Source organism: Halopseudomonas salina, assembly GCF_008641105.1.
In genome coordinates this window covers 192398-215721 of record NZ_VTTI01000003.1, presented here as the reverse complement: position 1 = coordinate 215721, position 23324 = coordinate 192398, and the positions used below count along the sequence as shown (strand labels likewise).

At 54.5% G+C, this 23324-nt stretch carries 22 protein-coding genes and 1 pseudogene; 13 read left to right on the top strand and 10 right to left on the bottom strand.

Annotation, left to right across the window (positions count from 1 at the left end):
* On the bottom strand, positions 1 to 1353 hold the full coding sequence (locus FZF01_RS06305) for an MBL fold metallo-hydrolase (protein WP_150277295.1): 1353 nt from the start codon (positions 1351 to 1353) through the stop codon (positions 1 to 3).
* Positions 1354 to 1556: 203 nt separating this feature from the next.
* Between FZF01_RS06305 and FZF01_RS06300 the strand changes: the two genes are divergently transcribed.
* Both FZF01_RS06300 and FZF01_RS06295 read left to right on the top strand, forming a co-directional pair.
* Complete coding sequence (locus FZF01_RS06300) at positions 1557 to 2138, top strand: DJ-1/PfpI family protein (RefSeq protein WP_150277294.1); 582 nt, start codon at positions 1557 to 1559, stop codon at positions 2136 to 2138.
* Positions 2139 to 2169: 31 nt separating this feature from the next.
* Entirely contained in the window at positions 2170 to 2475 is a 306-nt protein-coding gene (locus FZF01_RS06295; RefSeq protein WP_150277293.1) for a ribbon-helix-helix domain-containing protein, read from the top strand.
* Here the strand turns inward: FZF01_RS06295 and FZF01_RS06290 are convergent.
* Positions 2412 to 3311 (bottom strand): substrate-binding periplasmic protein, encoded by a 900-nt coding sequence (locus FZF01_RS06290; RefSeq protein ID WP_223825419.1) that lies wholly within the window; start codon positions 3309 to 3311, stop codon positions 2412 to 2414. The genes FZF01_RS06295 and FZF01_RS06290 overlap by 64 nt on opposite strands.
* A gap of 31 nt (positions 3312 to 3342) precedes the next feature.
* Positions 3343 to 4170 (bottom strand): ammonia-dependent NAD(+) synthetase, encoded by an 828-nt coding sequence (gene nadE, locus FZF01_RS06285; protein WP_150277291.1) that lies wholly within the window; start codon positions 4168 to 4170, stop codon positions 3343 to 3345.
* Positions 4171 to 4474: 304 nt separating this feature from the next.
* On the opposite strand from nadE, the gene lnt reads away from it, so the two are divergent.
* Both lnt and FZF01_RS06275 read left to right on the top strand, forming a co-directional pair.
* Positions 4475 to 6106, top strand: a complete 1632-nt coding sequence (gene lnt, locus FZF01_RS06280) for an apolipoprotein N-acyltransferase (protein WP_150277290.1) — start codon at positions 4475 to 4477, stop codon at positions 6104 to 6106.
* The gene (locus tag FZF01_RS06275) at positions 6103 to 6603 is read left to right on the top strand and encodes a rod shape-determining protein (protein WP_150277289.1); all 501 of its coding nucleotides are present in this window, start codon (positions 6103 to 6105) and stop codon (positions 6601 to 6603) included. The genes lnt and FZF01_RS06275 overlap by 4 nt, the downstream gene beginning before the upstream one ends.
* A 94-nt stretch (positions 6604 to 6697) precedes the next feature.
* Here FZF01_RS06275 and FZF01_RS06270 read toward each other — a convergent pair whose 3' ends face one another.
* A complete protein-coding gene (locus FZF01_RS06270; RefSeq protein ID WP_150277288.1) occupies positions 6698 to 7540 on the bottom strand; it encodes an OmpA family protein in 843 nt (280 codons plus the stop codon).
* A 46-nt stretch (positions 7541 to 7586) separates the two neighbouring features.
* Positions 7587 to 7982, bottom strand: a complete 396-nt coding sequence (locus FZF01_RS06265) for a DUF4398 domain-containing protein (protein WP_150277287.1) — start codon at positions 7980 to 7982, stop codon at positions 7587 to 7589.
* 367 nt (positions 7983 to 8349) lie between these two features.
* Here FZF01_RS06265 and FZF01_RS06260 point away from each other — a divergent pair, with 367 nt between their 5' ends.
* A complete protein-coding gene (locus FZF01_RS06260) occupies positions 8350 to 10350 on the top strand; it encodes a peptidase U32 family protein (protein WP_150277286.1) in 2001 nt (666 codons plus the stop codon).
* Positions 10351 to 10466: 116 nt separating this feature from the next.
* Here FZF01_RS06260 and FZF01_RS06255 read toward each other — a convergent pair whose 3' ends face one another.
* A complete protein-coding gene (locus FZF01_RS06255) occupies positions 10467 to 11201 on the bottom strand; it encodes a substrate-binding periplasmic protein (RefSeq protein ID WP_150277285.1) in 735 nt (244 codons plus the stop codon).
* 391 nt (positions 11202 to 11592) lie between these two features.
* Here FZF01_RS06255 and FZF01_RS06250 point away from each other — a divergent pair, with 391 nt between their 5' ends.
* From FZF01_RS06250 to FZF01_RS06230, 5 genes are all read left to right on the top strand, one after another.
* A complete protein-coding gene (locus FZF01_RS06250; RefSeq protein WP_150277284.1) occupies positions 11593 to 12462 on the top strand; it encodes a restriction endonuclease in 870 nt (289 codons plus the stop codon).
* A gap of 30 nt (positions 12463 to 12492) precedes the next feature.
* Entirely contained in the window at positions 12493 to 13122 is a 630-nt protein-coding gene (locus FZF01_RS06245; protein ID WP_150277283.1) for a hypothetical protein, read from the top strand.
* 188 nt (positions 13123 to 13310) lie between these two features.
* Complete coding sequence (locus FZF01_RS06240; protein WP_150277282.1) at positions 13311 to 14009, top strand: hypothetical protein; 699 nt, start codon at positions 13311 to 13313, stop codon at positions 14007 to 14009.
* A 126-nt stretch (positions 14010 to 14135) separates the two neighbouring features.
* Positions 14136 to 15581, top strand: coding sequence for a dGTP triphosphohydrolase (gene dgt, locus FZF01_RS06235; protein WP_150277281.1), 1446 nt, complete (start codon positions 14136 to 14138; stop codon positions 15579 to 15581).
* Positions 15523 to 16293, top strand: coding sequence for a hypothetical protein (locus tag FZF01_RS06230; protein WP_150277280.1), 771 nt, complete (start codon positions 15523 to 15525; stop codon positions 16291 to 16293). Before dgt ends, FZF01_RS06230 begins: the two co-directional genes overlap by 59 nt.
* Before the next feature lie 48 nt (positions 16294 to 16341).
* Here the strand turns inward: FZF01_RS06230 and FZF01_RS06225 are convergent, their stop codons facing one another.
* Complete coding sequence (locus tag FZF01_RS06225) at positions 16342 to 17094, bottom strand: BRO-N domain-containing protein (RefSeq protein ID WP_150277279.1); 753 nt, start codon at positions 17092 to 17094, stop codon at positions 16342 to 16344.
* A gap of 338 nt (positions 17095 to 17432) precedes the next feature.
* On the opposite strand from FZF01_RS06225, the gene FZF01_RS06220 reads away from it, so the two are divergent.
* Complete coding sequence (locus FZF01_RS06220; RefSeq protein WP_150277278.1) at positions 17433 to 17891, top strand: GNAT family N-acetyltransferase; 459 nt, start codon at positions 17433 to 17435, stop codon at positions 17889 to 17891.
* Between the two features lie 103 nt (positions 17892 to 17994).
* On the opposite strand, the pseudogene FZF01_RS19540 reads toward FZF01_RS06220, so the two are convergent.
* The 3 genes and pseudogenes from FZF01_RS19540 to FZF01_RS06205 form a co-directional block, all read right to left on the bottom strand.
* Positions 17995 to 18132: pseudogene (locus FZF01_RS19540) on the bottom strand (glutathione S-transferase N-terminal domain-containing protein); the annotation flags it as partial.
* A gap of 8 nt (positions 18133 to 18140) precedes the next feature.
* Positions 18141 to 20291 (bottom strand): sensor domain-containing phosphodiesterase, encoded by a 2151-nt coding sequence (locus FZF01_RS06210; RefSeq protein ID WP_150277277.1) that lies wholly within the window; start codon positions 20289 to 20291, stop codon positions 18141 to 18143.
* A gap of 184 nt (positions 20292 to 20475) precedes the next feature.
* Positions 20476 to 21105, bottom strand: a complete 630-nt coding sequence (locus FZF01_RS06205) for a glutathione S-transferase family protein (RefSeq protein ID WP_150277276.1) — start codon at positions 21103 to 21105, stop codon at positions 20476 to 20478.
* Positions 21106 to 21346: 241 nt separating this feature from the next.
* On the opposite strand from FZF01_RS06205, the gene ypfJ reads away from it, so the two are divergent.
* Both ypfJ and FZF01_RS06195 read left to right on the top strand, forming a co-directional pair.
* Positions 21347 to 22255, top strand: a complete 909-nt coding sequence (gene ypfJ / locus FZF01_RS06200) for a KPN_02809 family neutral zinc metallopeptidase (RefSeq protein WP_150277275.1) — start codon at positions 21347 to 21349, stop codon at positions 22253 to 22255.
* A gap of 139 nt (positions 22256 to 22394) precedes the next feature.
* Positions 22395 to 23252, top strand: a complete 858-nt coding sequence (locus FZF01_RS06195; RefSeq protein WP_150277274.1) for a carboxylate/amino acid/amine transporter — start codon at positions 22395 to 22397, stop codon at positions 23250 to 23252.
* Positions 23253 to 23324: the final 72 nt, after the last annotated feature.

The following is a 23324-nucleotide window of genomic DNA, read 5'->3' as shown; positions in this document are numbered from 1 at the left end:
TCAATCGGCGTCCGCTTTCCAGGCGCCTACTGACCCAAGGAACACATCTACCCTGTCAAAACCCTGCGTCTTCAGCCAGCCCGCCGCCACACTGGCACGGGCGCCGCTGGCGCACATCACCGTGTAGGCGCGGGTGGGATCGAGATCGCGCCAATGTTTATTCAGGTGCCCAACGTAGATGTGTCGCGCAGCTTCGATTGGGTAGGCGTCTACCTCGTCGGCAGCCCGCACATCCAGCAGTGTCCAGTCGCCTGATTGCTCGGTCATGCGTGCCTTGACGCAGGCGACATCTACCAAAGACATCGATGCAAAATCCTGTCCGTTGGCAACTGATCCAACCATATTGGTAAAGGCCCCGACAATATGGTCAAAGCCGGTGCGGCGCAGATGGGTAGCCGCCACGCAAGCTTCATCCATCGATTCCGATACCAGTGCGATGCGGTCGGTTTCCTGCAGAAACCAGCCGGCAAAGGCAGTGATCATGCCAGCAGGAATGCACAGGGCGCCCGGCCAGTGTGCCCCGGCAAACGCGGCAACACTGCGCGTATCGATAACGTAATCCGCACCTGCCTTTTTCAGCCCGGCAAGGTCCAAGGGTACCGGCATTGCAATGTGTGGCATGGCGCTCCCACCCTCCACATTCAAGCGCTCCATGGTGCTGAAGTAGGGCGGTAGGTAGTGGTTTTCGGCCACTTTAGTGGCGATGAACTCGTCACGATCGGTGATTTTCATCGATGGATTATTCGTGCGCTCATGGCCTATGGTAGAAAACTCGCGATCGGCCATGCCCGCGCCGCAGACCGATCCGGCCCCATGCGCTGGATATATGATGGTCTGGTCACCCAGTTTCTCCAATTTGCGCAGGCTGTCGAACAGCAGCCCGGATACCTCACGCGCACGGTCGGGGTAGAAATCAGTCCGGCCTACATCACCCACAAACAGAGCATCGCCAGTGAATACGCCTACCGCTCCCTGATCAAACTCGGAGTCGAAGAGTGCAAAGGCCAGGTGGTCGTCGGTATGGCCGGGTGTTTCCAGTACACAGATCCGTGCCGCGCCTATGTCGAAGCTATCACCCTCACGGGTCGTCTCGGCATAGCGCACCGGTGCGGCAGGATTCGGGCCGTGCCATACCTTTGCGCCGGTCAGCTCGGCCAGTACTGGTGCACCCGATATGAAGTCTTCGTTACGGTGGGTCTCGAAAATATGGGTAATCTGCATGCCGCGGGCTCGGGCACGCTGGATATAGGTGTCGCAGTCACGCTGGGGGTCGATTACCACCGCCGCGCCGTTGCTGCCGACCAGATACGACAGCTGCGACAGGCCTTCGGTTTTGATGGTTTCAATAATCACGGAATAGCCTTCTTTTGGGGATCTATCCCTCTGTGACTCGGTGTTTCTTGAATCGTTTCTGCTTTCTCTGCAAAGGCATCCACTGGAGCACGGATGCCAACTGAGCTTTACTGTGAACAGCGTTTCCCAATGTAGTAGCCACCTGTTACCCGCAGGCCGGCATAGAAGTGCATGCTGGTCTCACCAATAGAGGAGAGCGAAACATGTCCGCCAAGAAATTATTGCTGCTGGCCGGTGATTACACCGAAGATTACGAAACCATGGTGCCGTTTCAGGCCCTTACCATGCTTGGATATGAAGTGCATACCGTCTGCCCGGATAAAAAGTCAGGGGATACGGTGCGTACCGCGATTCATGATTTCGAGGGCGATCAGACCTACACCGAGAAGCCGGGCCACAACTTCGCGTTGAACTACGATTTCGACCAGGTGAAGGTCGAGGACTATGTCGGCCTCGTAGTACCCGGCGGACGTGCCCCGGAATACCTGCGCCTGAATGACCGGGTTATCGAGATTGTTCAGCAGTTCGACAAGGCGCAGAAGCCAATCGCCGCCGTTTGCCATGGCGCGCAAATCCTCGCCGCAGCGGGTATTCTCAAAGGCCGTGAATGCAGCGCCTACCCAGCCTGTGGTCCTGATGTGAAAATGGCCGGCGGTACCTATATGGATATTCCGGTGGATCAAGCTCACACTCAGGGCAATCTGGTCACAGCCCCGGCATGGCCCTCGCACCCAGCCTGGCTGGCAGCGTTTGTCAAACTGCTGGGCGCTCAGATAACGCTGTAATCGGGATAATTAATCAACAGGTGGTGGCCCCATGTGTGAGCTCTACGTCAAAGCTGATCCGATTCTGTATGAATCACGCTCCCGCTCACTGCGCATCCGCGGCGTAGTCACCACCCTGCGACTGGAAAACCAGTTCTGGCAGATTTTGCAGGAGATTGCCGAGGTTGATGGCATGACCACCAACCAGCTGATTACCAAGCTGTACGACGAGATAATGGAGCTGCGCGGCGAAGTGGTGAACTTCGCCTCGTTCCTGCGTGTCAGTTGCACCCGCTATCTGACGCAGCGCGAGGCAAGACCGGTGCCGTTGTCAGTTGTCCGATCATCAGTCGGGTAGGTCTGCCGGGTGAGCTGACACTTCAGCTCGCCTGATTGTTCTGCCGATATATAGCGCTGTACGACGCGGCCATAGCTGCCATCGGTAACCAGTTGTTGTAATACATCCGCGTAGGCCTGAACAAAGGCCAAGTCGTTTGATCTTTTGCTGAAAGCCACCTCTGCGGCATCATCGGAGACGATCACGTTAGTAGCCTTGATGCGCCCACTCAGCCCCAGATTCTGAACTTCGTAGGCCCCGGTGCGCTCGTCGGCAATCACCCCGTCGATTCGACCTCTTTCCAGCATGCGCCACAGATTCTCACGTTTGGCCAGAACGGTTACTCGTGCAGCGAAGTGGGGGTCGTCCATGACTTGCTGGAAGTCCGACCCGTAATACACCCGGATCTGAGCCCCAAGTCGAAAATCGGTATTCATAAGATCTGTGAGCCGTGTTACTGGCCACTTCGCCAGCGCTCGCTCGTGCATAAAAAGAATGTTGTGCGACACAGGTATCACGGGACCGGAAAAATACGCATATTCTTCACGCTCCGGACGAGGAAAAGTCCCCGGCAGAACATCCAGCCGGCCCAGCTCCAACTCCCTGAGCGCTCTGGCCCACGGCAACTTGCGCATCGTGACGCTGCAGCCCAGGCGTTCCAGGGCGATGCGGTTGATCTCGACATAGATGCCGGTAATTTCTCCGTCGGGCATCTGCATGCTGAACGGCGGATCATCATCCCAGCGCAGGGTCTTTTCACACTGGGCGGAGGCCAGCCCGGTCCAGCAGGCCAGCAGCAGGGCGATTACCACGTGGTGGCGGGGGCGTGCTGAGCGAATCGCTGCGGTCGTCGTCAAGATCGTCATCCGTGCAGATCTGATTGTGTTTTCACGGGCCTGGGGGTACCTGACGCTTGTGCTCGGTGGCATCGTAATACCTGACGATTATCTTCGCCGCCGCTTCATCAACCGGCTCGCCAAGCAAAAACGCATCTATCTGTTCGTAGGGCACCCCGTGGGCCTCCTCATCCGGCCTCCCAGGCTGCAGCTCCTCCAGGTCGGCGGTGGGCACTTTTCCGACCAGTTGTGCCGGCGCACCCAGTTCTGCCGCCATGTTGCGCACCTGACCCTTGGTCAGCCCGGTCAGCGGTGCCAGGTCACAGGCGCCGTCGCCAAACTTGGTGAAAAAGCCCATTACCGCCTCGGCTGCATGGTCGGTACCCACCACCAGACCATTGGTGAAGTTGGCCAAAGTGTACTGCGCGATCATGCGCGAGCGGGCCTTGACGTTACCTTTCACAAAATCATGCTTGGCAGACTCGGTCGGCTCGTCGGTAAAGCACGCCATCATTGCATCCACAGCGCCTTTGATATCGACCTTACGCAGCTGATCGGGCTTGATAAAGTCCAGCGCAGACTGGGCGTCGTGTTCATCAGCCTGTACGCCGTATGGCAAGCGCATGGCATAGAAAGTGGCGTCATAGCCATCGGCACGCAGCGACTCGACAGCCAACTGGCAAAGCCTGCCGCAGGTGGTTGAGTCGACACCGCCGCTGATCCCGAGCACCAGTGATCGCACACCAGCGCCGCGCAAGGTGTTCTTGATGAAATCAACACGTCGCTCAATCTCCTGCTGGAGAGCGACGGACCCCTTGAGGTCAGGATTTACCTGCAATGCGCCGCGAATTTCAGCGCTACGACTTGCTGCAGTGCTCATGATTGTCTCCTTGGTATCTGATACCGGGAAGCTTGAAAATTCTGATCAACCAACACCATAAACGAGGTTGAGGTGTACACCAAGAGTGAACTCGTTGCTTAGGGTGTCAAAACCGGAACCTCTCTGCGGTGCAGTTTTGGCGGATTACATCACAGCCTGAACATATTGTCGTTGGAAAGCGCAGGTCGGTATGGGAGCCTTGCTCAGCGCCAAAAGGAGTGCGTCCTCACTCTGCTGAATCACTACTTTGCGCTGTCACAACCTAATTCCGACCTTCTTGCCCAGTCCCCCCTGGAGATTCTGCATGTCACGGCATGAACCCGCCACTGTAGCCTTCGCGGCGGCAGCAGATCGCGCATCTCTGTCCCTGGGTATGAGCGCTCGCGCCCTAATGGCGATGGTAGCCGGGGTTTTGTTGGGTGCCCCCTGGTTTGACCAGGGGCTTTACTGGACCGCCTGGCTCGGCGCCGTACCGCTCCTGTTTGCACTGCGGGACGTTCGCCTGCGCTCGGCATTGTGGCTCGGATGGCTCGCAGGCACAGTTTATTACGCCATAGCCACGTACTGGATTGTCGATTTCGTTATCAATTTGCGCGGCTTCAGCTGGGCTGTTGCCGTTTTGCTGGGCATGGTCTTCTGGTGTTACGCCGGTCTGTCGATCGGTCTGTCCTGTTTGCTGTTTCGCTGGGTGGCTCGCCATTTACCCCGTTGGGAGCTGCTGAGCTTTCCGGTTTGCATGGTCGTACTCATGGAAATCTACCCGCTGCTGTTCGGCACCTATTACGCCGAGGCCCAGGCCCAGTTTTTACCGGGCCTGCAGGGCGTTTCGCTGTTGGGCATTCAGAGTATGGATATGCTCATGATGCTCGTGGGAGTCCTGGTGTTCACGCTATTGACCGGCCATGGCCGCACACAGCGCACGGGAGTCCTGTTGGCGACCAGCGTATTGGTAGCCTGGTTCGCCTACGGCTTTATTACCCTGTATGTGTGGGACCAACGCATCCTCGCTTGGGAAACCCGCAAGATCGGACTCGTGCAGCCCAACGACGCAGTTACTCTCGATGTGCCAGAGCCGCCCAGGGGATTTACCCGCGAATACCCGCCAGAGCTCGCCGCCACCCAACGCCTGGCAGCCGCCGGGGCAGAGTGGGTGGTCTGGCCGGAGGCACGATACAAGGGGTATTTTGATAAGCCCTCCGTGCGTCTGGGCTACGCCGAAGTACTCACCAGGCTGGGCATACCTCTGGTACTGCATGATGCCGAGCGCGCCTGGGCCGATGATGACTACGCCGATTACAACTCTCTGGTGCACCTGGATGCCCAAGGCGCGCAGGCAGGCGTGTATCGCAAGATGCTGAGGATGCCCCTGGGTGAGTATTTGCCGGACTTCTTCAGGCTGCCGGGCATTGGTTGGGTGACGCGGCGCTTTTTTGGAGAGTTCGTGCGCCCATTGCAGCCAGGCACGGTACACGAAGAATTTGAAATCAACGGCATGCGTATTCAGCCGAAGATCTGCTACGAAGCGGCATTCCCTCGCTTTATCGCCGAGGCGGTAGGCACGGACGCAGCGGGCAAGGTATTGCTGTTCGTCTCCCAGGACAACTGGTTTGGTGAGACAGCCCAGCCGTTTCAGCATGCCGCCATGTCCGTGGTGCGGGGCGTCGAAAACCGCGTACCGATCGTCCACCTGATCAATAACGGACCCTCCGTGGTTGCCGCACCCAATGGGCGTATCACCGCACGTACGCAGGCTTTTGCAAAATCGGAAATCGTGGCCTCCATGCCATTCTCAGAGAAACATGGCGGCAGTTTTTACAGTCGTAACCCACTGGTGCTGCAATACCTGCAGTACAGCGTATTGGGTATGCTGGTGTTGATGGTTCTGATCAGGCGCAAGGCTGACGCCGCGCAAAACGTCAAAGGAAGACAGGAATGATCCTCAAAACGATAAAGAAGTTGTTCTCAGGCACTGTATATGTGCGCATCTGCGCGGACCGCTTGCGTGTACACCATCTGGAAGACGGCGCCGTGTTTGATCAGCCGCCGTTCATCGCATTGGATACCACCAATCCACGCAAGGTGACCATCAAGGCGATCGGAGACGAGGCCCATGCCCTGCAGGCAGATAGTCGATTCACCGTCACTAATCCCTTCTCCCATCCCCGATTGCTGGTGAGTAACTTCGGTAACGCCGAGCGGGTACTTACCCACGCGATACGCGAGGTACACCAGGCACAATTCATCACCCCCAGCCCCGTCGTCATAATGCATCCGCTGGAAAAGCTCGACGGTGGGCTGACCGACATCGAGTGCCGCGTATTTCGTGAACTTGCGATGGGCGCAGGGGCGAGGGAAGTGCACCTGCATGTCGGTGATGCGCTATCGCTTACCCATTTCAACTGGGACCAGATACGCTCACCAGACCAGGGCTAAGCCGGGAAGCCTTCCCAGGAAAACAAAAAAGCCCGCCGGGAGGCGGGCTTTATTACCAACGCATGGGCATCGACCAGCGATGCCCTGGTGCGCTTTACTCCATCGACGAACGCGGTGCTACACGCTGGTCATTATTGGAGATGGTTACTTCCACGCGGCGGTTCTGGGCCCGACCGGATGCCGAACCGTTGCTGGCGACGGGGTATTGCTCGCCGTAGCCGACAACCTGCACCCGCTGGGAATCAACACCTGCACGGGTCAGCGCACGGTGCACCGACTCGGCACGGCGCTGCGACAGCTGCTGGTTGTAGGAATCGGCACCGGTACTGTCGGTATAGCCCTCAACCACCAGCTGGCGCTCGGGATTGTCATTCAGAAAACTGGCAAGCTTCTGCACGTCGCGCTGGCCCGACGGCTTGAGATCAGACTTGTCGACGTCAAACAGCACGTCACCCAGGGTAACCAGCGTACCGCGTGCGGTCTGCTTAGCCTCTAGCTCGTCCTGTAACCTGCGGATCTGCTCCTCACGTGATGCCAGTTGCTGCTCACTTGACTTCAGCTGTTGCTTGCTTGATTGCAGTTGCTGCTCACGTGAAGACAATTGAGCTTCGGCGCGCTTGGCAGCGGATTGCTCCAGCTCTACCTCGGCAGACCGCAAAGCGATGGTCTGCTCGGCCAGCTCAATGCGGCGCTTGGCTACATAAGAGAGTTGGTCGACGCGCTCCTTGTCACCTTTCTCAAAGGCCTGGCTGGCCTGATCGACAGCCTGGCCAGCGTCTTCGGTTTCCAGTGCGGCCATCTGGCTGGCGCGGGGGTCGCTTTGCAGTTGGGCATATTGCGCCTGAGCCTGCTCCAGATTGCTGTTGGGCTGTGAAGCACAGGCAGACAGGCCGATGGCCGCAGCGAGCACGGTGGAAATAGTCATTAATTTGTTCATAGTGGGTAATCCTTGGCTGAAGGCGATTGGGAAATGGACGTCTTGATCACTCGGCGCTGCGCATACCCTCTTCGCGCAGATCCTCTATCCCCTGGTTGGCGTCCTTCAGGGCCTTTTGGGTCTTGGCGGCCCGTGCCTTGCGCTCGGCAACCCGTGCATCCCACTCGGCCTGTTCGGCGAGTACGCGAGCCTTGTCATAGTCCTTTTCCTGCATTGCCATTTCGGCCTGCTTCCACTTTTCCCGTGCGGAACGCATCTCTACCGCTGAATATTCAGTAGCCTCGGCACTGACTGCGCTATTCACCGCTGATTCGGTCAGGGCGAACTGGGCAGTGGGGGGATTGCCCGCGCAACCCACTAGCAGCAGACCACCCAAAGCCACAGCTGCCAGCATGGGCAGTCGGAAATGCGATAGGGGGTTTTTGATGGTGTTCATGTTCATGATCAGTCTCCAATGGAAATCTCGCCTGACGGATCAGAACAGCGGCCGCAAGCATTTTTTTGATTCTTTTGATTCATAGCCGATCATCTGCTTCCGGGCCGGACATACAGGGATTTCTGGCAAAGGTGTAGACACTGCCTTCTGACAATCGTTCCACTTTAAAAGCAAACTAAAGGCTCCAGAATGCGCCTTTGAAGCCATACGCCTGATACAGATGGCGTAATCCCTCGCCTCCACCTCGGCCAAGGCGCCAACGGCCAGGCATAAGGTTGAAAGGGGGCTCTAGCTTCCCGGTCATTGTCGCCACAAGGTGCACCCTTGGCCTCATGCCGTTACAATTCGCTCTTTGCCCCAAACGGTTGCCGCCATGTCCCTGCCTGCCCACCACATCGAACTGCTCAGCCCGGCGCGTGATGCCGACATCGCCCGTGAGGCCATCCTGCATGGCGCCGACGCGGTGTATATCGGCGGCCCCGGTTTTGGCGCGCGGCACAACGCAGCCAACAGCGTGGCAGACATCGCAGCGCTGGTGCCCTTTGCCCATCGCTACCACGCGCGGGTCTTCGTCACGCTGAACACCATCCTGCATGACAACGAACTCGAGCCGGCGCGCCAGCTGATTCATGAGCTTTACGATGCCGGAGTCGATGCGCTGATCGTGCAGGACATGGGCATCATGGAAATGGATATTCCCCCGATCGAGATACACGCCAGCACCCAGTGCGATATCCGCACCCTGGAGAAAGCGCGTTTTCTCGGGCAGGCCGGATTCTCCCAACTGGTGCTGGCGCGCGAACTGAGCCTGCAGCAGATCCAGGCCATTCACCAGGAGGTGGACACACCGCTGGAGTTCTTTGTGCACGGTGCGCTGTGCGTGGCCTTCTCCGGCCAATGCAATATTTCCCACGCCCAGAACGGACGCAGCGCCAACCGCGGCGACTGCTCGCAAGCCTGCCGTTTGCCCTACACCCTGACCGACGAGCACGGCGGGGTGATCGCCTATGAAAAGCATCTGCTGTCGATGAAGGACAACAACCAGACCGCCAACCTGGGCGCGCTGGTTGATGCCGGCATTCGTTCGTTCAAGATCGAGGGCCGCTACAAGGATGTGGGTTATGTGAAAAACATCACCGCCTGGTATCGCCAGCAACTGGACGCGGTGCTCGCCGAACGTCCGCACCTGGCACGCGCCTCCAGCGGGCGCAGCGCCCATTTTTTCGTACCCGACCCGGACAAGACCTTTCACCGCGGCAGCACGGATTACTTCGTCAATGACCGCAAGCTGGACATCGGCGCCTTCGACACGCCGACCTTCACCGGGCTACCGGTAGGGGAGCTGCAACAGGTACGCAAGAATGATCTGCTGGTCAGCAGTCATGAGCCACTGAGCAATGGCGACGGGCTGAATGTGTTGGTCAAGCGTGAGGTCGTCGGCTTTCGGGCCAACGTGGCCGAGCTGTTAAGCCAGCACGAGGACGAAGAAGGGCAACCACGCTGGCATTACCGCATCGAACCCAACGAACTGCCTGAAGCCCTGCGCCGCGCTCGCGCCGGGCAGACACTCAGCCGCAACCTTGACCACAACTGGCAGCAGGCGCTGCAGAAAACCTCCGCCGAGCGCCGTGTCGGCCTGCACTGGACGCTTGGCGGCGATGCCCAGGCGCTGACGCTCAGCGCACGCAGTGAAGAGGGCGTAACAGTCAGCCAGATCCTGGATGGCCCATTCGAAGCCGCCCAGAACATCGAACGCGCCCGCAGCCAGATCGCCGACCTGCTGACCCAACTGGGTAATACCCAGTACCACTGCGAAGGCACAGACGTAGCGCTGGAGAACATCCCCTTCGTGCCGATCTCACGTCTCAAGGCCCTACGCCGTGCGGTCGTCGAGGAGCTGGACAGCGCGCGTCTCGCCGCCCACCCGCATGGCAGCCGCAAGGCAGTCAGCAACCCGCCGCCGGTTTATCCGGACTCGCACCTCAGCTTTCTGGCCAACGTCTACAACCACAAGGCGAGGGCCTTTTATCAGCGTTTCGGCGTTGAGCTGATTGACGCAGCTTTTGAGGCCCACGAGGAACTGGGCGAAGTACCGGTGATGATCACCAAGCACTGTCTGCGCTTCTCCTTCAACATGTGCCCGAAACAGGCCAAGGGCGTGACCGGCGTGCGCAGCAACGCCAAGCCCATGCAGCTAGTGCACGACAACGAAACCCTGACCCTGAAGTTTGACTGCAAACCCTGCGAAATGCACGTGATCGGCAAGATCAAAGGCAATATCCTGCGCCAACCCCTGCCCGGCAGCGCCGCCAATATTGTCGGAACGATCACGCCAGATCAGCGGCAAAACACCATACCGCTCAAGGCCATTTAAGAAAGGGCAACTGCAGTAACTACCCCGGGAAGGACTCCGCCATTCCCGGGTCTAACCTTAAGCATCAGCCCCCGTTCATACACAGGCGCCACCCTGGAAGCTCGAGTCTCAACCCGCTACATACTGGCTTCCAAAATGCCTTGAACATCGATCTTCTGCAGTCCTTCGTCAAAGATCGCCTTCCACTTCCGGCCCTCGGCATTATTTTTGAAGGCAATGTGCAGGTTTTTTTCCACAAGCAGTCTGTCGTTCATCTGGACAGTATTCCTGACCCTCGACACCTGCGGATTGTTTGCCAGAAGGTAGTCAAACACGTTGCTGTCGATGACCGCGACGTCAATCCGCCCGGCTGCTACTTTCAGAATATTTTGCGTATCGGCAGTAACCGTTGATGCTTCGATATCTCCGGACGCGATCATGGCGTCGATCTGCTCGGTATTTACGTAGTCCTGAACCACGCCGAGTCTGTAGCCTTTAAGATCTCCGGGATTTTCCCACTCGACCGGATTTGACGAACGCTCAACCAGGCCCAAGGGACCTGTACCCAGCGGGTCGGAGAAAACAAACTCAATTGACTCATAAAGGTATTCGGGAAAGTAACCTATGTAGCTGTCATCTTTTTTAGTCAAGGCAACGGCCCTGGACCACGGAAAGAAATCAACTTCCAGGGTGTGCCCCATAGCTTCAAGCGCCGCTTTTGCGACTGCAACCGAGGCGCCTTGGCCTTGTAACTCGGGACCGGCATAAGGAGGCCAATGCAGAGAAGTCAGTTTGAGGGTATCAGCGACTGCACTTGATGAAAGAGCCGAAAATACAGAAGCGGCAATGAGCTGTACGAGTTTGGTTTTCATTACTTGAACCTTTTGATTCCTTTCACCTGAATCATACGAGTGCTCGTTACAGTTCAATTACAGCGCGGCATACCTAGCCAGGATATCGGCAGTCAGCAAACCCGTAACTAGCTCGGCGTGGCTCATCTGGGTGGGCCTCAGTCTCTACACCAGAATCACCTTGCCTGGTATTGACAGAGCTATCCTCAAAAACTATAGCCGATATGGTAGGGACACAATCGCGGCTTAATACCAGGATACAATCTACGGTGATGATCAACTGATTTAGGCCAGGGTCGCAGGCGATTCTCCGGCCGGTATCGCTTCATTTCAGGCCAAGACAAGGTGGTTTTTGTACACCGGAAGGTTTACCTTTGAGATAAGGCATTAAGCCACTCTCAGGAGCCCATGGATGGCGCGTAAACGTAGTTCATCGTTTGAAGATGTTGTTGTCGCTCTTTCCCGTCTGCCCTGGTGGGCCAGCCTGCTCATCGGGTTCGTTAGCTGGCTGATCCTGAATCCCGTGGCCAGCAGCCCCGTAGTTGTCCCTGCCGGCGTGCAGATCAGCGACATGTCCGGCGTGATGATCAGCCAGCTATGGCACACCTTCGCCATGTTCGGCCAATACCTGATTCCCCTGGTATGCGTGTTCGGCGCCATCGGCTCCGTATTCGGCCGCCAGCGGCGCAAGAAACTCCTTAACGACGTCAAATCCGCTACCCAGCCCGGCAAGACCATTGATGGCCTCAGCTGGCCGCAGTTCGAGCTGCTGATAGGCGAGGCCTTTCGGCGCAAGGGTTACAGCATTACCGAAACCGGCGGCAAAGGTGCGGACGGTGGTATTGATCTGATCTTGCGCAAGGATGGCGAAAAGTACCTGGTGCAGTGCAAGCACTGGCGCGCGCTTAAGGTGGGCTTGCCCGTGGTGCGCGAATTCTTCGGCGCCATGGCAGCCGAAGGCGCAGCCGGTGGCTATGTGGTGACCTCAGGCCAGTTCACCAAAGAAGCCAAAGCCTTCGCTAGCGGCCGGAATATCGAGTTGATTGACGGCGTAGCGCTCAAGAGCTGGATAGCGCAGCAGCACACGATCAGAACACCAACCGTAGAAATAAAGCCCCCGCCAGTAGCGCCTGCCATGACACCCGTCACCAACACAGAGCCATTGTGCCCAGTGTGCAGCGCGGCCATGGTTAGGCGACTGGCCAAGCGGGGAGCAAATGCGGGTAACGCCTTTTGGGGCTGTTCAAAGTATCCACGGTGTACAGGTACGGTAAGCGGTTGATGTCTGACGTGCGAGTGAAGGAGGGCAGCTATGTACTCTGATTGGGATGACGCACCGGATCGCATTAGACGGCGCAGGGGAGATAAGCCCCCACGTATCGCTTTGTGGTTCATGGTTATGGCCGTGCTGGCCGCTGGTGTTGCGTATGCAGCGTTCAAGCCCACTCCGCCGCAAACAACCGTGCAGACTGCAACCGCGCCCTCCGCTGCATCGATCGACACCCGTCAAACCCGGTTGGTGAATCCACCTCCGGTCACCACTCAGCAAACCAGCGCGCCACAAGCATCTATTGAGTGGACCGACGACGACTACGATCGGCAGGTAGAGCAGATGTACCGCGACAGCCTCGATGAAAATGCTGAGGCCCCGCTGAATTCAAAGCAGACGGTTTTCAACGATTCGAACTACGTTCCTGCCACGCAGGTGAATACCATCGCTATGCGCAAACCCATCGCCTACGAGGCTCCTAAGGAGGAGGGAAAAATCCATTTTGGTGGGATCAAGCATGAAACGCCTACGTGTTACGCCCCGGCAGGTAGTATCGAATGCAGGCGGTTCAAGGCACTGATGAAAAAGGCTCATAACCGACTCTGCCATAGCAGTAGTAACTGGAACTCACCGGCGTGCCGGAGGGCTGCTGCTTATAACCCGGCGGAGTGAGATCCAGCTTCGATGTCGGCTTTAACGGGCCGGACTTCAGTTCGAGACGGAAAATCAGCTAGGTCAGCAAATGAGCGGAATATCTAATTCTCATCTGACCCCAATTACGCGCAAATTATGTAGAATATAAAAGCCATGGCTATGCTGTACAGAAATTAGATGACATTGCAATTGATGAGTAGAATTTTATGCGGCTAAATAACCTTGGGTTGTATGAACTATTTCTGGAAAAGGGTATTTCAAGCCTATTCCACGCGAACACGATAGCAACCTCCCTGACCTATATTGCAAAAAATGGCTTGCTTTCGAGGAAATACGTTGAAGAAAAAGGCCTATATCAGACACCACAAGAATCCGACAATATAGACAAAAAGCATGATGTATTCGATGATATTTTTTTAGATACAGTAGACCTGCATCGGCACTTCGGGCGGCAGAATCACTACGGTCCTTCTTTATTTAGACTTGATCTGGATCTGTTGTTAGATGAAGAGCTGCAAGTATGGGTTACTAAAAATAACCCAGTTTATTGGAGTGGTCTTACAGATAATGCTCAAAAATATTTTGGAGATGTAGAAGAGTTGGCGCTAGAGTGGGACAAGTATGAAAGACATCGAAAAATGGTAACAATTAGGCGGCTTGGGCGCCCCCTGTCATTTGATTACCTAAGAGATATAACTGTAGATGATCCCCGTTTATCGATTGACACCAATCTCAACTTGGGGCAGGAGTCATTAAAGGCTATGAATGAAGCGGTGCAAACTTGGGGTCTTGGAAGGTGTCCAGTTATAGCGAGAGAATGTGGGTCATGTTTTTGTTCCGAGAATTATGCAAGGCAAGTTGGCATACCTGAGTTGATTCAGAAATTTATCCCACGCACTTTCTAGATAAGAGTGGGATGAGAGAGTTTTAATAAAGCTATTTATTGGATTATAAGGAAATGGACAAAGCTTGTTTGTGTTGAGGCAGTCAAAGCACCCCATACAAGCGCTAATATTAAAAAGGATGTGTTTATGCTTAATTGGAAAGAATTGTTAAATCAAGGCCGTCGAAAAGATCGACTCAAAGAAGTGCCTAGCAGGGGGCTGGCTTCTCCCAATGGTAGGTATGAAATAGAAAGGGATTATGATCGGATCCTGTTCTCTGCCCCTATTAGGCGTTTGGCTGACAAAACTCAGGTTTTCCCCTTAGATAAAAATGACAGCGTGAGGACACGGCTTACTCATTCTCACGAAGTTTCGACTTTGGCTCGGAGCATTGGGCTACGGTTGGCGTACGAGCAATACGACCACTTCAGAGACGCTGGTTGCCCAGAGTTTGTTCAAAGAAGCGTGCCCGCTATTTTGGCTGCAATAGGGTTAGTACACGATCTGGGCAATCCGCCTTTTGGGCACCAAGGCGAATATTCAATTCAGAGCTGGTTTTCAAAAAATAAGGGAAAAATTTTCGATACCGAATCGGAGGCTTTGGACTTTCTAAAGTTTGATGGCAATGCTCAAACCGTGCGTTTGGTTACTAAGTTACAAATTTTAAATGATGAATACGGTTTGAATCTAACTTATGCTACGTTGGGTGCTTTAATAAAATATCCAGTGCCAGCCACCTCGACCGACTCCGAAAGGTGGAAAAAACAAGGCTATTTCGATTCAGAAAAAGATATGGTGCAGGAAGTATGGGAGGCTACGGGCCTGTCGGAGGGGGTCAGGCATCCTCTGACATATATAATGGAGGCTTGTGACGATATCGCATACTCTGTGCTTGATGCTGAAGATACGGTTAAAAAAGGGCTAGCATCATACTACGACCTGATTCGGTATTTGGAAAAAAATTGCGCTGCTGATGAAACAGTCGCAAGCGTTATCGAACACTCGAGGCGGAAGAATAAAGAGTTCGAAGATAGTTCATTAAGTCCGCAGGAGCTCAATGATTGCTCAATGCAGATGTTTAGGGTAAATGCAATAACGAGTATGGTTGGTTCCGTCGTTAAAGGCTTTTCGGAAAATATTGGCGATTTAATGGTTGGTGAGCCCCTTTACAAAGGGCTTATTGGTGTATCTGATTCTAAAATATTATGTCAAACGCTTAAAAAATTTGATCTAGAGTATGGTTTTAGACATAAAAGCGTTTTAGAGCTTGAGCTAAAAGGGCATAATTATATACATGAAGCTATGGATATGCTTTGGGTTGGTATAAGAGGTAATCTAAATTCTACGGGTTATTCCATTACGCCATTTGGGCGTTACGCTTTTTCTAGAATTTCTGAAAGCTATCGACGTGTTTTTTTGGATTGTAATAATTCATTTTCTGTTAATTACAAGGAGGCGCAGCTCTTAGCTGATGCTATTTCGGGTATGACTGATAGCTACCTAATTGCATTACATTCGGAGCTTAAACCTTTATATGATCGACATTGCTACGAGTTCGGAGATACTGCGGAAGCGCGTCCAGCGGATATTTGAATCATCAAGATTCACCGAGGTTAGCTGCTTTATTGGCGAGTTGTCCCATGTGGGGGAGGTGCTTGTATTTGGCGGTTTGTTGCGTGATGTGGCGATGTTTGGTATTAAAGAATTTTACTCTGACGTAGATCTTGTGGTCGAGTGCGAGCAAGAAAGTTTGGATGTGTTTTTTCAGTCGATTCCTAATGCGTATAGAAATAAATTTGGTGGCTACCGTTTTCAGATAGGTGGCTGGGATGTCGACGTATGGTCTGTTCGTGAAACTTGGGCCTTCAAGAAAGGATTAGTAAATTTTATTGATCGAAGAAGTCTGTTGAAAACTACAGTTTCTAATTGGGATGCTATCTTATATTCTTTCAAGAGTAGGAAGATTTTTGTAAATAGTGGCTATTTTGAGGAGCTAAAGCACGGAAAATTAGAATTAGTTTTAGCTGAGAATCCAAGTGAGCTCGGTGTGCTGATGCGGTTGCTCCGATCAATTCACGACGGCAGGGCGCGTTACCTAATGCCAAAGGCTTTGGCATTTTTGCAAGATCAGTTGGAAAAAAGGACACCAGAGGAGATTTATGATGCACAGGTTGAGGGCAAGGGGAAAATATATTTTTCGAGATCGGAAATCACTCTATTAAGGAAAGAGTTGCTGCTCGTGAAGCCAGATTTTTTTGGGACCGAGATTTTTTTAAAAGGTAGAAATTATGGGCTCGATTTTTAAGTTAACGGTTGGGTAGGTAGGCCTGCCGTTGTTTTTCGAGCCCCGATTTTATATTTCCGCAATTTGTTTTTTTGCTTTTGTGAGAACTATTTCTGGAAAGGTGATGCATTCTTTTCCATCAACAATAACCTTTCTGCTTGAGTAGCCCTCTTCAGCGCAAATTTTAATACACCATCCCTGTATGTGCTGTAGTTCCCTGGCATCTCGTAACTCTCCTTCACTGTGCCGCTCAACTGACATGTAGACAATGCCGTAAGCAGGCTGTGATTCAGTTTCAGATAAGCGTTCACTGAGTTCATTAAGCTTTCTCTCAGTCACGAGAAAGCGCTCCCTTGTCTCCCGTTCTAATCGTTCTCTCTCCTCAATTTCATCAAGAAGTAGCATTACTGCTTTTTTTACGTCGGAGCCCTGTGGCACGCTTGGTGGCGGGTAAGTTCCGAATTTTTGTAATGAAGGCAAAACGTCATGAAAAACCCATCTTTGAAATTTTTTGCAAGCAGGGCTGTTGTCTCGCAAGATTATGCGGAATAGGCCCGGTTGAGAGACGAATTGAGAATCCTGTAAGTGAGTTAAATTTATTTCTGGTACAAAATACTTTTCGTCCGGATCAAGCGAGTCGAGGAGTGCTTTGGTTAAACCGCCTAAGCCTTGTTTCTTTTCGTCGGCGGCTAGTTTTGTATTCTGCTCGGCTAGTATCTGTACAACGTCAGCTAAGCAAAAGAATACTTCTTCGTTACGATAAATGGTCCTTATGTTTTTTCCATTTTCAGGATAAGAAAGTATTAAATTTGTGTCAGTCATCAAGCTGAACTCCTGTTGTTAGGGCGCGAAGCTTAAAAAAGTTCATGTTTCGACTATCTGGCGATTCTGTTCAATAGCTTTATTCGAACCGATATGTTATCCCAATACACTCACGAGCTCATCACGAAAATGGGGGCCATATGATCATATCTCACGTATTGGCTGGCAGTCAGCACTAGAAATAGGCAGGCAGCAGCCGAGAGTCAGGTCTTGTTTTTTGCCTAAGCTTCCTCAGTGAATACGTCAATCTGGCGTGGACCTGCCTACCCGCGAACCGCAGCGAACAACTCCGTCATTTGCTAAGATCTCGCCCCTAATAAAGCGGTAAGGCCATTCACATGCCCCGGTTAGTTTCATTACGTGATCACTTGGATTACAGCGATACCTTTGCGCTGTGGGTACATCAACAGTTTGCATACGAATACAGTGAGCAGCCACTGGTTGATTGGCAGCGGGAGTTCAGGGACGGCCAGAGCAACGGGGAGTGGCACACCCTTGTTGCCCTGGAGGACGGCGAGCTTTTAGGCGGGGCTGCACTAGCTAAAAACGATTTGCCCGAGCGTCCGGACTTGGGGCCCTGGCTTGCGTGCGTTTTTGTTACCCCGCAGGCACGGCAGCGCGGATTGGCGGAACAGCTGATTGAGGGCGTCTACTCCCAAGCTAGTGCCAAGGGCTATGAACGACTGTACTTGCATACCCATGATCGTGGTGACTACTACGCCAAGCGCGGATGGGAATATGTGGAGCTTTTCCACGCTTGGGGTAAGGAGCACTGGTTGATGCACCGAAAGCTCTAGTCCGGGAGGGTACGTAGCCTTCGGCGAAGTGCAGCCGTTGCACGTAGCGGGCGTGTGCGGGGGTGTTGGCAGGTGGGGCAAATGTTACTGCGCCGTAGCGGCTGACCAGGTAGTCGATGATGGCGCCGGATTCACATATCACCAGGTCGCCATCCTCGATCACGGGTGATCTGCTCAGTATGAAATGTTCATCTAGCCTAGCTGGAGTTTTGAGAAACCCGGTTTTCCCAGCGATCGCCAAGGCTCGGATTAACCACCAGCTGATTGTTTATGATTGACTTGCGTCAGCTTGAGCCAGGAACTAAGGGGCGCCGGGCGGCCCAGATGATAGCCCTGAGCAAAGTCGACTTTGAAGTTTTCCAGCAAATCCTGGGTGGCCTGGTCCTCAACGAATTCGGCAATGGTTTTCAATTCAAGGGTCGCGGCGACACTGACCATGGAACGGACAATGGACTGGTCGACTGCTGATGAGGACAGTTCTTTGATGAAGCTGCCATCAATTTTTAGATAGTCGAAACGGAACTGCTTCAGGTATTCAAAGGTAGCCAACCCGGTACCAAAATCGTCCAGAGCTACGCTGGCACCCAGTTCACGCAAGGTATCGAGTAAGCGCACCGCCTGGGGGCGGTTGCTAATGACTTGGGATTCAGTAATTTCAAAACACAGTAGCGTGGGGTCAATCTGCGCGGCCTTTACGCGCTGACAGATCCATTCGGGGAGCTGCGGGTCGGTCAGTGATGAACCGGAAAGGTTGATGCCAAATTTGCTGAATTGGAGCGCTAGCATCGGTTCTCGCTGCAACATAAGTAGCAGATTATCGATTACGTAGCAGTCAATCGAGCCCATCAAGCCTGCCTGCTCGGCAGCTGGAAGAAAATCACCAGGAGATACCAGCTCACCGGCACTGTTTTGCCAGCGTAAGAGTATTTCGCAATGCGGCTCCCGGGAGTGGCCTTGCAACGGCACTATAGGTTGCGCATAGAGGACGAATTCGCGGTCACGCAGCCCGACCTTGATGGCTTCCTGCAATGCCTTATTTTCAAGTCGGTTGCCTGCGGCATATTCAGGATGACTTAATCGACTGAAGCGATTACCGGTCATATTCGCTGCCGTGGCCAGACCATCCACCGCGAGCCGTAGCTCGACGCTGCCTGCACTGCTACGTGACGTCAGAACCATGCTCGGGCGCATCAGCAGGTTTGAGTGGTCATTGCAGACCGCACGGCCATCAAGCTGCTGGTAAAAACGGAGCAGAGTGCTTTCAGCCTGCTGGATGGGCATGTCCAGGGCTGCAGCGTAAAGACCACGCCAAAGTCGCGCGTAGTGACCAGGTACCCAGTTCGAAAACTCTTCAGCTACTGTTTTCTCGATGCGTTCGCAGGCTTCAAGACCCAGCAGATCAGCCAGATTGTTGATCTGCTCGAGACGCAAAATAACCAGCGTGCCATTGCCGCTGCTTTGCTGGTCCAGCCAGCTTGCCAACCCCATTTCGTTATACAGACCACTGAGCTGATCATAATGGGCCTGGCGCTTTAACACCCGCAGCATATTCTGACGTTCGCGTGAGACTGCCGAAAGCACCTGCATGGTCAGCACCATAATCACCAACTGCACAATGACCTCAGCCATGGCTGCATTGTCGGCAACTTCAGAATTGAAATCCGTTCGCACAACCGAGATCACCAGCACACTCACGCCAAGCAACAACAGATTTAGCAGTAACGGTGAGGCGATCAGGCTGGCCCAGACCATCATGGGCACAAATAGGTAGTGGGCAATCCAGCGGTATTCCGGGCTTGCAAAGACAGAAAGCAAAAGCACGGGTAAAAGGCAGCCGAACCATTGCAAAAGAAAACGCCGATCATTCTGTTCTAGGTGCAGACCCTGTAGGCAAACACTCATCAACAAAGGGGCAATTAGTAGGACCCCAATTGCACTTGTAACCCAATAAAAAGCGGCGATATCGAGTACGTGAAAATCAGGATATCTATCGCTGGCAGCAATCGCCAAGGTACCGAACAAGGCCGCACTGGCGGCGCCAGGTAGTAGGCCCCGGAGAAAAAAATTAGCCAGGCTACTCAAGGCGCGGTTGCTGCTCAGGGTCCAGCGGCTCGGCCAATAATAGGCCAGTAATCCGGGTACGGTGGCTTCCGCGAATAAAAGTGGCCAAATAGATGGCGAGAGCCACTGATAAGCGGCCCAGAGAAGCATGCCCATACCAACAGCTACAGTCGCCAGTCGACCCCACACCAGAGCGACCGCAACCGACATCCCGGTAACTGGCCAGATGAGTGAGAGTTCGCCGGAAATTGAGGTGAAGCGCGACAGCCAAATAGTGACAAAAGTCAGTACTATGATGGCGAGAAGCTTGCTGAGGGCTGCCTTAGTAACTGCCATCATAGAATGATCCAGGAATGGAAAAAGAGGGGAAGGGATAAGCGCTATTATAGAGAGCTGCTTGATGTATGGCTATTTGATATTACTATCGGTGATATTAGAACTTTTTAGGCGGCTACCGAGCCAAACGGCCTGCTGTTCACAAGGCAAGCCCAAGCCAAGTCGAGGGCCCTGCCTTTTGCCCCGGTCAGCTCACCTCCGCATCATACTCCCGCTCCAACGCCTCGGCCTTCTGCGCCGCCGGCCGCGCCATAATCCGCTGCATATACACCTCAAGATTCGGATATTCACCAAGCCCCCGCGTCTCGCCGATCTTTTCGAATACAAACGAATTCAGCACATCCGCACCGGTAAACTGATCGCCCATCAGATAGGTTTTGTCGGTCAGTTCGGTGTTGGCCAGCGTCAGTACGTCGGTCATTTGTTCCTTGCAAAATCCGCCCAGAAAGCACTTCTGGCTGTTGTCTGCGCTTAACAGATACAGGGCGATCAAGGGGAAGGCGGCGGTGCCTTCGGCGAAGTGCAGCCATTGCACGTAGCGGGCGTGTGCGGGTGTGTTCGCTGGCGGGGCGAAAATGTCTGCGCCGTAGCGGCTGACCAGGTAGTCGATGATGGCGCCAGATTCACATATCACCAGGTCGCCATCCTCGATCACGGGCGATCTGCCCAGGGGATTGATGGCTTTTAGCGCTTCGGGTGCGCGGCGAGTGACCTTGTCCCGTTGGTAACTCACCAACTGATATTCCACACCGAGTTCCTCCAGCATCCAGATAATACGTTTGGACCGGGACTGGTTGAGGTGGTGCAACGTGATCATGTTCGGCGCTCCCTTATTTAGGCTGGAGTCGGCTTGGGTCGATCAGCCAGAATTTGAGCTCCATCCTATGCCAGACGGACGGGCCTTGAATACGCTGGAAGCTACGTTTGCAGCCTGCTTATAAGGGGGTATTACTCAGGCGAAATGCGGATACCTTTGAACAGTCTCATGCGATGATCGTTCTCTGGTAAAAGTGCTCGCTGTTGTCTGGCGGGTCGATGGCTTGAATGAGGATGGTTCAATGGATTGGCGTGGCAGACGGCAGAGCCGCAATGTGGATGATCGTCGGGGGCAGTCGGTGCGGGGTGCCGGGGGCGGGGCCGGGCTGTTGTTGCTGCGGTTTCTGCCGATGATGCTGCGCAGCAAGATCGGTCGCGTCGTGCTGGTGCTGGGTGTGGTGCTGTTCTTTGGTGCCCGGATGCTGGGTATTGATTTGCTGCAGGTGGTCGATGGCGGTCCGCAGGTCGCGTCGCAGTCTACTCATCAGTCCACCCGGCAGTTCAGTACACAAGAGCAGGAGTTGGCCGAGTTTGTCTCTGTGGTGCTGGCGGATACGGAAGATACCTGGAACGCGATCTTTGCCGCTTCTGGCCAACGCTATCAGGAACCGCGATTGGTGCTGTTTTCCGACCGGGTCAATTCAGCGTGCGGTACGGCAAGTTCGGCTGTCGGCCCGTTCTATTGCCCGGCGGATAATCAGGTGTATCTCGACTTGGCCTTTTTTCGTGATCTCAATTTGCAACTGGGCGCGCCTGGGGATTTTGCCCAGGCCTATGTGGTTGCCCATGAGGTGGGGCATCACGTGCAGAATCTGATGGGTATCAGCCAGAAAGTGCGAACTGCGGGGGCGGGCAAGAGCAAGGCGGAGGTCAATGCCCTGTCGGTGCGCCAGGAGTTGCAGGCCGATTGCTTCGCTGGTGTGTGGGGCCACAATGCGAATAACCAGCAATTGCTGGATGAGGGTGATCTGGCCGAGGCGCTCGCCGCTGCCTCTGCGATTGGCGACGACCGCCTGCAGCGCCGATCTGGTGGTGAGGTGGTGCCGGACAGCTTTACCCATGGCAGCTCGCAGCAACGTATGACCTGGTTCAAGCGCGGGTTCGACAGTGGCGATATCAGCCAGTGCGATTCCTTCAGCGCCAGGCTTTGAGTTTGGACCGGTAACCAGGCTTGTGGCTGCCGTTTTGCTGGGTGGGTACGCGCTGCGGTAAGCCTGATTCACCCTGGCGGATTGGTGTAGCCGATTTGCTGGCAAGCCGGTAAGGTTGCGCTCCTGAAATGGAGGCGACATGACCTATCTGCTCTTCGTCACGGTGCTCTGGGCCGTGTCCTTCAACCTGATCGGTGCCCATCTGGCGGGCCAGGTCGATCCTTACTTTTCGGTGCTGACCCGCGTTGTGCTGGCTGGCCTGGTGTTTCTGCCGTTGACCCGCTGGCGCGGCGTCGATCCCCGCTTCATCGGTGGGGTGACCTTGGTGGGCGCGTTGCAGTTTGGCGTGACTTATATCTGCCTGTATCTGAGTTTCAACCTGCTCAGCGTGGCAGAGATTCTGCTGTTCACCGTGCTTACCCCGCTGCATGTCACGCTCATCGACGATGCAATGCAGCGACGATTCAACCCCTGGGCCTTGCTGGCTGCGGCCGTCGCGGTGATCGGAGCGGGCATCATTCGATATGACGGCATCTCCGCGGACTTTCTTGGCGGCTTTCTGTTGATGCAACTGGCTAACTTCACCTTTGCCAGCGGGCAGATCGGCTACAAGCATCTGGCGCAGCACTTTCCATCCGAGGTGCCGTTGTACCGACGCTTCGGCTACTTCTTCGTGGGCGCGTTGCTGGTGGTATTGCCGGCGTGGCTGCTGTTTGGCAATACCGAGCAGTTACCCAGCACTTCCACGCAGTGGGGCGTGTTGTTGTGGATGGGGTTGCTCGCCACCGCGGTGGGTCAATTTTGCTGGAACAAGGGCGCGACGCTGGTCCCTGCGGGCACGCTTGCGGTGATGAACAATCTTGCCGTACCCGTCGGCCTGCTGCTCAATCTGCTGGTTTGGCGCACGGACACCGCTTTGTTGCCGCTCTTTATCGGCGGCAGCCTGATCGTTTTTGCGTTGTGGATCAGTAGGCTGGGCGCTCACCAGCCTGCCTGAGCGGGCCAGCGATCTCGCTCCAGAATTGTATCTGCTACCACCGGTCGCCCCAAACTGGCCTATTGTGTAAGA